This is a genomic window from Amycolatopsis sp. NPDC114484 (assembly GCF_055633755.1).
The window spans coordinates 505,301-513,968 of sequence record NZ_JBVKDQ010000003.1 but is presented as its reverse complement, the minus strand read 5'-3'; the positions used below and the strand labels follow the sequence as shown (position 1 = coordinate 513,968).

Sequence of the window (8,668 nt, the reverse complement as noted above, 5' to 3'; positions counted from 1 at the left end):
GGGGTGGGAGTGGGGTGGGGGGGTCTTTGGAGAGGGGGGAGGGCTCGCTGGACCCCCCCCCCCCGCGCCGCGTTTTTGGCTTCGTATCGGGGTGCGGGGGTGGTGTGGGTGCCTCGCTGGTTCGGTGCGTTGGTGCGGTTGGTGTGGGGTGGTCCGTGAAGCGCCCTTGAGGGAATCTAAGTACGTGAAGGAGCCCTTCGCGGACCGGCGGCTGGGCGTGAGGGGAACCCTCAGGGAATCAGGGGCTGTGAAGGTGGCCCTCACGGACGGTGCGTTGCGGGGGGTGCCTCGGCGGGCTAGAGAAGCGAGCGCTCGATTCGGTCCATCGGTTTCTCCCCTGCTTTGGGGGTTTCGGCGATGGGTTTCGACGGGGTGCCCATGCGTTCCGACAGCAGGAAGGCGATGATCTCGGCTTCCTGTTCCTGCGCGTCGTCGTAGGTGGCGCGCATCAGCATGTCTCGGACGATGTCCGGGTCCAGGTTGGGGAACAGGGAGCGGGCGCTCTCGTCGTCCAGGACGCCCGAGCCGCGATGGCAGCAGATGATGTGACCCAGCTCGTGCAAGATGATGTGCTCCTGGTGCGCCCCGGTGGTGTTGGCGTCGAAGAAGATCAGGTCCTCGCCCCGTGCGGCTACCCACATTCCGCACGGGTGCGACGCTGGCATCGGCAGCGGCACGAGGGTGATCGGCCGTTCGCGGATCTCGCCGAGGCGCGCGCAGAGGGCGGCCAGGTCGTATTTCGGCGGAAGGTCCAGTTCGGCGATCCGCCGGGCGCCTTCGTCGCGCATCCGCCGCAGCTGCTCGCGCCGCTGCGGGGCTTCGGACGGGGTGCCGGTCACCGTGCCGCTTCGTCCGTGACCGGGGGCAGCCCCTGCATTTTGCGGTACTGGTCCATGATCGTGGTGATCGCCTGGAGGTTTTCCTCGCGCATGCCCGCCGCGCGCATCGCGACCGCTCGGACGCCGGCCTGGCGCATCGCCTCCACCGCGGCCAGCTCCGACAGGACCGATCCGGCGACCTCGTCGTCGAAGAAGTACGCGACGGAAACACCGAAGAATTTCGCCAGTGCGGCCAGCAGTTCCTGAGAGGGATTGGTCCGTTTGCCGGTGCGCAGCTGAGACAAGTACACCGCGCCGACCTTCAGCTCCGGCGAGGCCCGCTTCAGCTCGGCTGCCACCTCGGCGTTCGTCCAGTGCCGTCCCTGCGGGCGCACCGTGCGGAAAAGGTCGTCGAGTCTGGAGGCCAGGGTGGGCCGGGCATCCGCCGGCTGAGTGTCTTCGGACATGCTGCTACGCCCCTCCAGTTGCAGCTGATTGCTCTCAGCTAAGGCGACTATCTCAGATTAGCTCACAGTTGACAATCGCCGGAGGGCTCCACAAGACTGTGCCTCGACGAGATAGCTGGTGGCTAACTCGCCACATCCGGGCAGAGCGACAGGCGTAGTACCGGCCCGGGGCGACGCTGGGGGTGTCGCCCCGCTCGGTCCGCCGAGGGCGGGCCCGGAGGCAGCGGAAGCGAACAGCGGGCTGCCTCCGGGCCCGGCGACCTGCGCTACTCGCCGGGCCGCGGAGGCGAAGACTCAACCCGCGCAGGCACAGCGAAATGAGCTTCTTCGGCGGAGCATCTGTTGAGCAGGACCCGGAGGTATCAGCGGATTGCCGCCGGGCTGGCGGATCGTGCACATTCGGCGGCCGACCGCGCTGGTGCCGGGGGACTTCCTGCGCGGAACTTCCGGCGGGCACGATGGCCGCGCACGGCCCGCGAAGACCTCAGCGAACCGCTTCCGGTCCGGCGAGCTGCGCCCATTCCTCAGCCCATCGCGCCGCGCGCCGGTGGTCCAGCACTCGTCGTGCCACCCAGAACGCTCCGCCCAGCACCGCGACCGCGCACAGCCAGCAGAAGGCCGCGACGAGCACGCCATTGGTGACCGCGTCCGCGTGCGTCAGCGGGGCGGTGGTCTGCTTGCCGGTGTCGTCGAGCCAGATGTCGGTGGTCGAGCCCTCGGTCGCGGAAGCACTGGGCACCGTGATGATCCCGGTCCGCTGCGCGCCGTTCGGCGGCTTCCAGACCGCGTTCACGCGCGCGGTGTTGGCGATCGGCGCGCTGTCGCCGACGGAAGCGGCCGGCTGCGTGGCCGTCGTGAGCACCGTGGCGGTGACCTGGTGCCGCGACTGCAACTGGGTGTCCGATGCGGCGGTCTCCGCGGTGATGTCCGCGCTGCCGATCATCATCGCGAACGGAATCGCGATGAGCGCCAGCAGCGTGACGATCCCGGCGAACACGCCTTCGATCCGGTCCGACCGTCGCACGAGCGGGTTGCGCACGGCGCCGAGCCGTCGGAGCAATCGTTTGCCAGGGTGTGGTGGTCTGCCTGCCCGAGTCCTGTTCCGCATGGCTCCCATGGTCCTCTTTCGCGCGCGCGAGCGCTGTGTCCCGCACAACGTTTTTCACGTTTTTCCTGGGGATCCGGTGTGTTTCTGCTTACCTCCAGGGCGGGGATTACCCGTGTGGGTGACGACGAGCGGCGGTATGGGCTGGGGCGGCACGGTTTTGGACCGGTCGCGCTGAGTGGTCCAGGCCAATGTCTCGCGGGTCGGGGTGGCGCGGAGCACGTTGCCTGGGTTGATCTTTCGCCGGGCTCGTCCGCGAATGGGTTGGGGTACCGAAGGTTCGGCTGCGCGGTCGTCTGATTAGTACGGTTCGCGTTGGCGGGTAAGCGATCTTGAGGCATCGCACCGCGGGTGCTGACTGTGCGCCGGATGTTCGCGAGGAGGCAACCGCGGGTTTCCGTCGCGGACAAGCCCGGACAGGCTCGCCTGCCCGGGCTGTCGTGAAACCGCGCGTCGCTGGCCGGTCCGGAATCGGGTCATCGCCGAGCACAAACCGGGAAGAAATCCCGATATCCGGGAACCATTCAGTCGACCAGTCGAATCGTGGCCGTGGGGCTGTGCGAACGCCGCCGGGTGATCCCGTGTTCGGCGACGATTCCGAGTTGGATGCTGCGATCGGCGGGCGCCCAGTAGCCCGTGCGCACGAAATAGCCGTCCATTGTGCAGAGCCGGTTCGCGCTCTTGCGGGAACTGATCGGCTCCCAGCCCCATTGCCGTCCGGTCTCCTCGACGCCGTTGCGCCGCACGTGCAGTCGCGGGTTCCCGATCTCCCGGCAGTACGCGCTGCCGTCCGCGATGTACAGCACGCCGTCGACCTTGTAGAACCTCTTGCCGTCCAACAGGCTCACCTGGCCGGACAGGGTGAAGTGCACCCTGCCGCCATTGGCCCCGTCCATCGTCCAGTCGAGACAGAATTCCTTCGTCGGAACCTCGAGCGACTGGGTCATGGCCGTGTCTCCTTTGCTCGCCGGCCGGAGCGTCCAGGAAAATATAAGGAAGAAACGGGTTCCCGGCAGGTATCGGGAACCGTTTTCACCCAAAGAGGCTCAGCGGACACGCATCGTGGTCGGCGCCCGATTAATCGGTGGAATTACCGCCGATGGGGTATCGCGGATACGATGAGTGAATTCGCCTTGCCCGAAACCGGTGGCCGTTCGGCGGTGCCGGGGCCCGCGGACCGCGCGGGCCGTGTCGGCAGCGTGACATCTCCCATGACGCTTGTCATAGCCGCGGCCCTGTGCGACCCTCGTGTTATGACGACTGTCATGACCGCCGTGCGACCGGCCACCGCCGGTTCCGCGGCCGCTCTCGTCCGCGCCTGCTCGCCGGAATCGCTGAGCCGCCGGTTCACCCTCGGCGGCTTGATCGAACCGGACGCGGTCCTGGTTCGGTACGGGCGATTCCTCCTCGCCGGCACCGCCCTCGTCGCCGAGGTTTCCGGCGCGCCCGCGGGACTGCTGAACGCGGTTCCGGAGGACGGCCGCCGCGTCGAGCTGGGGCTCCTCGTCGCCGACGGGTGGCAGCGGCGGGGCATCGGCCGCGGCCTGGTCAGGCTGGCCGCCGAGCGTTGGAGAGACTGGACGCTGCACGCCACTGTGCAGGAGGGCAACGTCGCCGCGGAAGGTTTGCTGCGGGCGTGCGGGTTCCGCTTCGTCCCGGGGTACGGCGGTGAGAACGAGTACGAGCTGACGGTTACGGAGGAGACGCTCGATGACGGAACGGCCGGCGCGCGACCGGATGGTCTTCAGCGCTGCGCAGTTGCTGCGTACGCAAGGCCTGAGCGGCACCGGAATGCGCGAGGTAGTAGCGCATGCCGAGGCGTCGCGGGGGTCGCTGCAGCACTACTTCCCGGGCGGTAAGGAACAGCTGTTCGGCGAAGCCATCGACTGGGCCGGCCGTTACGCCGCGCGTCGCGTGACGCGCGCGATGGGCTCCCTGACGGACCCGACGCCGTCCGCGCTCTTCGCCGCGGTTGTCGAACACTGGCGCGCGGAGTTTGTCGAGATCGGTTACGACGCCGGCTGTCCGTTGGTAGCCACTGTCACCGACACAGCGGCCTCGAGCGAACCGTTGCGTGAGCGCGCGAACGACGCCTTCATGCAATGGCGGAAGCCCATCGTGTCCGCGCTGGAGCAGATGGGCGTTCCGGCGGCGCGCGCTGCTTCGTTGGCAGTGTTGATGATCAGTGCGCTTGAAGGGGCTTTGGTGTTGGCGCGCGTCGAGCGTGCGGTGACGGCGCTCGACACCGTCGTCGAGGAACTAGGGCCCGTTCTCGACGCTGCAGTGGACAAGCGCCGTCGTCGCTAACGCCGGTCGAGCTTCGCGCGCAACGTGGCGACAGTGGCCGGGTCGTGCAGCAGTTCGGCGAAGTGCTTGGATTCTGACTCCATTCGCTCCTCGACGCTCAGATCAACGCGGTCATGCAACAGCGCGCGCGTCGCCGTCACCGCGCGCACCGACCGGGTGGCGAGCGTTGCCACGCGTTCCGAGACGCGCTTACTGAGCGCTGTCGCGTCAGGGAGCACTTCGTTGACCAACCCGAGTTGCGCCGCTTCCGCCGCAGGCAGGCGTTCTCCGAACAGCAGTAGCTCCGTCGCCCGCTGTGGACCGACTCGGCGCGGCAGCGCGTAACTGCTGCCGAACTCCGGCACCAGTCCCAACGGTACGAACGGGAACTGCAGGTAGCTGCGTTCGGTGGCGTAGACGAGGTCGCAGTGCAGCAGCAGGGTCGCGCCGATGCCGACAGCCGGACCGTCGACCGATGCGACCACCACCGCTTGCGTCGCGAGCAACGCTTCCTGAAAGACCCGCGCGGGCGTCTTCGTGTTGTCTCCGGCTTCGTGCGCGAGGAAGTCGCCGAGGTCGTTGCCCGCGGTGAACGCACCACCGGCTCCGCTCAGTACGGCGATAGGCGTGCGGACAGCGTCGAAGGCGTCGGCGAGGGCGACGTACATCGCCTTCGTGAGCGCGTTCCGCTTCTCCGGCCGGTTGATGGTGATGGTGGTGACCTGTCCGTCGACAGTCGTCTCGATGCTCATTCACAGCTCCGCAACAGCAGCGAGCAGCAGATCGACCTCTGCTGCAGTCGTGTACGGCGCGATGCCAGCGCGTACGGCACCAGCGTCGCCGAGACCGAGATGCCGTGCGCACTCGATGGCGTAGAACGTCGAAGCAGGCGCGTTGATCCCGCGCCCGCCGAGACGCTCGTACACATCTTGCGGCGTCAGTCCGGTGACTGAGAACAACACCGTCGGCGTACGGTGCCGCGTCGGTGAGCCGTAACGCACGACGCGTGGCAGGGCAGCGAGACCGTCCTCCAACCGCTGCAGCAGTGCGTCTTCGTGGGCTTCGAGTGCCGTCAGCGATGTACGCAAACGTTCGCGACGGCTGCCTTCGCTCGGTATGAGCCCAGCGAGGAAGTCGATAGCCGCAGTAGTGCCCGCGAGGAGCTCGTACGGCAACGTACCCAGCTCGAAACGCTCAGGAACGGCGTTGCTCGACGGCAGCAGCTTGTCCGGCTGCAGCGTCTCCAGGAGATCGGGCGCCGCGGCGAGAAGACCGAGGTGCGGACCGAGGAACTTGTACGGCGAGCAGGCGTAGAAGTCAGCGCCCAGGGAGGCGATGTCGACCGGTGAGTGCGGTGTCAGATGCACGCCGTCCACATAGCTCAGCGCGCCCGCTTCGCGCACCGCGTCGGTAATCGCCGGGATGTCCGGGCGAGTACCGAGCAGGTTTGATGCCGCAGTGACCGCGACTAGCCGCGTCTGGTCAGTGAGCAGCTCCGTGATCGCTGACGTCGGTAACTCGCCAGTCTCCGGGTCGAAGTCCGCCCAGCGAACAGTCGCGCCGCGCGCTTCGGCAGACTGCACCCACGGCCTGATGTTGGCGTCGTGATCCAGCCGGGTGACCACGACCTCGTCGCCCGGACCCCAGTTCTTCGCGAGCGTGCGGGAGAAGTCGTAGGTCACCTGGGTCATGCTGCGCCCGAACACGACGCCTTCCGGACGTGCGCCGAGCAAGTCAGCGACAGCTTGGCGGGCTTCGCGCACGACGCCGTCCGCGCGGCGCTCCGCCGCTGTGACGGTGCCGCGGTTCGCGATAGCGGCGCAGAGGGTCGAGGACACTGCTTCGCCGACCACATCCGGGACCTGGGAGCCGCCAGGTCCGTCGAAGTGGGCAGCGCCGCTCTCGAGCGCGGGGAAGTGCTTGCGGATCGCGTTCACGTCGTAGGCCACGGCTGCCAGCTTGCCTGATCCCCGGGCGAGTGTCGTGCTCCGCGCGGGTGCGATCATGCCGCTGTCCCGTTGCCCTTGGAGAGGGGTCCGCCGGTGCTCGCCGAAGAGGTCGAAAAGCTGCTCGCCCAGCCGTTGCCGTGGCCGATCGTGCAGGCAGGCGACCCAGTGCTGCGCGCGGCGGCCCGCCCGTACGAGGGCGAACTGGGCGACGGGATGCTGTCCGCGCTGATCGAGGGCATGAAGGAGACCATGCGCGCCGCGCCCGGCGTCGGCCTCGCCGCGCCGCAGATCGGCCTGTCGGTGCGGATCGCGGTCATCGAAGACGGTGCGCGCGAACGCCCAGGTGTCGCCGAATCCACCCTCGCCACCCGCGGGATCGTCCCGCTGCCGTTCCGCGTGCTGGTGAATCCCACCTACACCCGCGTGGGCGATGAAACCGCCGCGTTCTTCGAAGGCTGCCTCAGCGTGCGCGGCTGGCAGGCCGTCGTCGCGCGAGCCCTGCGGATCCGGCTTCGCGGCAGCGATGAAACCGGTGCGGCGCTGGACGAGGAATTGTCCGGCTGGCCAGCGCGAATCGTCCAGCACGAGACCGATCACCTGCACGGCATCCTGTACCTGGACCGGGCCGAACTGCGCTCGCTGTCCACCCACGAGGCCGTCGCCCGCCGCTGGACCCAGCCGACCCCCGCCGACGCCGCCCGTGAACTGGGCTTCGACCTCCCCTGATTCTCTCGGCTCCGATTTTTGTCGGTGCCCGCTGATACGTTCCTCCGCAGTTGCCCCGACCGGGGCCCGCCACTGGGGAGGAATCTCGTGAACTCGTTGCAAGACAAGGCAAAGCTCTTCCGCGAACTGCACTCGGCGGACGTCCTCGTGCTGCCGAACGCCTGGGACGCGGGCAGCGCGGTCGCCATCGAACGCGCCGGGGCCTCCGCGATCGCCACCACCAGCGGCGGTGTCTCCTGGGCCCTGGGCCGAGGGGACGGCCAACACCTCTCTCGCGCGGAAATGCTGTCGGTCGTCGCCCAGATCGCCGCAGCGGTCGAGGCCCCGGTGACGGCCGATGTGGAAGGCGGTTACGGCCTAGCCCCTTCCGCCGTCGCGGAAACTGTCACCGGCGTAGTCGAGGCCGGGGCGGTAGGCGTGAACCTCGAAGACTCCCGCGCCGGAACTGGCACCCTATTCACCCCGGACGAACAGGCGGAACGCTTCACCGCAGCCCGCGCCGCCGCCGCGACGGCCGGTCTCTCGGAGTTGTGGATCAACGCCCGGACGGACGTGTACCTGTTCGGAATCGGCGAACCCGCCGGCCGCTTCGACGATGTCCTGACCCGAGCCCGCGTTTACGCCGACGCTGGCGCGGACAGCATCTTCGTTCCGGGCCTGGTGGACCTCGAGGTCTTGGCGGAACTGGCGAAGTCCTCGCCGATCCCGGTGAGCGCCATGGCCGGACCGGGAGCACCACCGGTGTCAGACCTCGCCGCGGCCGGTGTGCGCCGGGTGAGTGTCGGAACGTCGATCGCCCAGGCGGCCTACTCGCTGGCCCACCACGCCGCGGCCGAGGTGCTGAAGCAGGGGACTTACGGGGAGGTGACTGGCGCACTGGACTTCGGAACGGTGAACGGCTGGTTCAGCTGAGCCCGGTCCCCGGCTGGTCTCCGTTCCGGCCGGTCTCGGTCCTGGCTGGTTTCGGTTCCGGCTGGCCTCCGCTCCCGGTCGGTCTCGGTCCTGGCTGATCCCGGGACGGCTTAGGGCGGCAAGCGCTTGAGGTCGAGCCCCGGCAGCTCCTGCGGCCGGATCGCTGCCTGGGCCGGGGCCCTGTCCGGGGTTGGCGGGGCCAGGCGAGAGACGAAGCCAGTTAGCCGCGCGCAGAACCGAGCGAGGTGAGGTGAGGTGAGGTGAGCATTCCCGTCACACCAGTCGGCCGCTGGCCGTGGTTACGAGTCGGCGTGGCGAACCAGCGCTCTCGGGCGACTAAGCCGGACGAGATATCCGTGACTGACGCGCCCTAGCGGGGCAAGCCCTAGCGGGGCACGCTCTTCC

10 protein-coding genes are annotated in these 8,668 nt (G+C 68.4%); 4 read left to right on the top strand and 6 right to left on the bottom strand.

Features of this window, described 5'->3' with window-relative positions:
• Window positions 1-296 precede the first annotated feature (296 nt).
• From ACZ7SW_RS11645 to ACZ7SW_RS11630, 4 genes are all read right to left on the bottom strand, one after another.
• Window positions 297-839: a toxin gene (locus ACZ7SW_RS11645; protein WP_470230342.1), complete on the bottom strand. Its 543-nt coding sequence runs from the start codon at window positions 837-839 to the stop codon at window positions 297-299.
• Window positions 836-1,285 (bottom strand): helix-turn-helix domain-containing protein, encoded by a 450-nt coding sequence (locus tag ACZ7SW_RS11640; RefSeq protein WP_470230341.1) that lies wholly within the window; start codon window positions 1,283-1,285, stop codon window positions 836-838. The genes ACZ7SW_RS11645 and ACZ7SW_RS11640 overlap by 4 nt, the downstream gene beginning before the upstream one ends.
• Before the next feature lie 484 nt (window positions 1,286-1,769).
• Window positions 1,770-2,324 (bottom strand): Rv1733c family protein, encoded by a 555-nt coding sequence (locus ACZ7SW_RS11635; RefSeq protein ID WP_470230340.1) that lies wholly within the window; start codon window positions 2,322-2,324, stop codon window positions 1,770-1,772.
• A gap of 590 nt (window positions 2,325-2,914) precedes the next feature.
• Window positions 2,915-3,337, bottom strand: a complete 423-nt coding sequence (locus ACZ7SW_RS11630; RefSeq protein ID WP_470230339.1) for a hypothetical protein — start codon at window positions 3,335-3,337, stop codon at window positions 2,915-2,917.
• Window positions 3,338-3,655: 318 nt separating this feature from the next.
• On the opposite strand from ACZ7SW_RS11630, the gene ACZ7SW_RS11625 reads away from it, so the two are divergent.
• Both ACZ7SW_RS11625 and ACZ7SW_RS11620 read left to right on the top strand, forming a co-directional pair.
• Window positions 3,656-4,249, top strand: a complete 594-nt coding sequence (locus tag ACZ7SW_RS11625; protein ID WP_470230338.1) for a GNAT family N-acetyltransferase — start codon at window positions 3,656-3,658, stop codon at window positions 4,247-4,249.
• The gene (locus ACZ7SW_RS11620) at window positions 4,182-4,697 is read left to right on the top strand and encodes a TetR/AcrR family transcriptional regulator (RefSeq protein ID WP_470230337.1); all 516 of its coding nucleotides are present in this window, start codon (window positions 4,182-4,184) and stop codon (window positions 4,695-4,697) included. The genes ACZ7SW_RS11625 and ACZ7SW_RS11620 overlap by 68 nt, the downstream gene beginning before the upstream one ends.
• Here the strand turns inward: ACZ7SW_RS11620 and ACZ7SW_RS11615 are convergent.
• Window positions 4,694-5,428 carry an enoyl-CoA hydratase-related protein gene (locus ACZ7SW_RS11615; protein ID WP_470230336.1) on the bottom strand — a complete coding sequence of 245 codons (735 nt, stop codon included), beginning with the start codon at window positions 5,426-5,428 and terminating at the stop codon, window positions 4,694-4,696. The genes ACZ7SW_RS11620 and ACZ7SW_RS11615 overlap by 4 nt on opposite strands.
• Window positions 5,429-6,625 (bottom strand): cysteine desulfurase-like protein, encoded by a 1,197-nt coding sequence (locus tag ACZ7SW_RS11610; protein WP_470230335.1) that lies wholly within the window; start codon window positions 6,623-6,625, stop codon window positions 5,429-5,431.
• A 93-nt stretch (window positions 6,626-6,718) separates the two neighbouring features.
• Here ACZ7SW_RS11610 and ACZ7SW_RS11605 point away from each other — a divergent pair, with 93 nt between their 5' ends.
• Together ACZ7SW_RS11605 and ACZ7SW_RS11600 are read left to right on the top strand one after the other, a co-directional pair.
• Entirely contained in the window at window positions 6,719-7,351 is a 633-nt protein-coding gene (locus ACZ7SW_RS11605) for a peptide deformylase (RefSeq protein WP_470230334.1), read from the top strand.
• A gap of 87 nt (window positions 7,352-7,438) precedes the next feature.
• Window positions 7,439-8,263: an isocitrate lyase/PEP mutase family protein gene (locus ACZ7SW_RS11600; protein WP_470230333.1), complete on the top strand. Its 825-nt coding sequence runs from the start codon at window positions 7,439-7,441 to the stop codon at window positions 8,261-8,263.
• Window positions 8,264-8,668 lie beyond the last annotated feature (405 nt).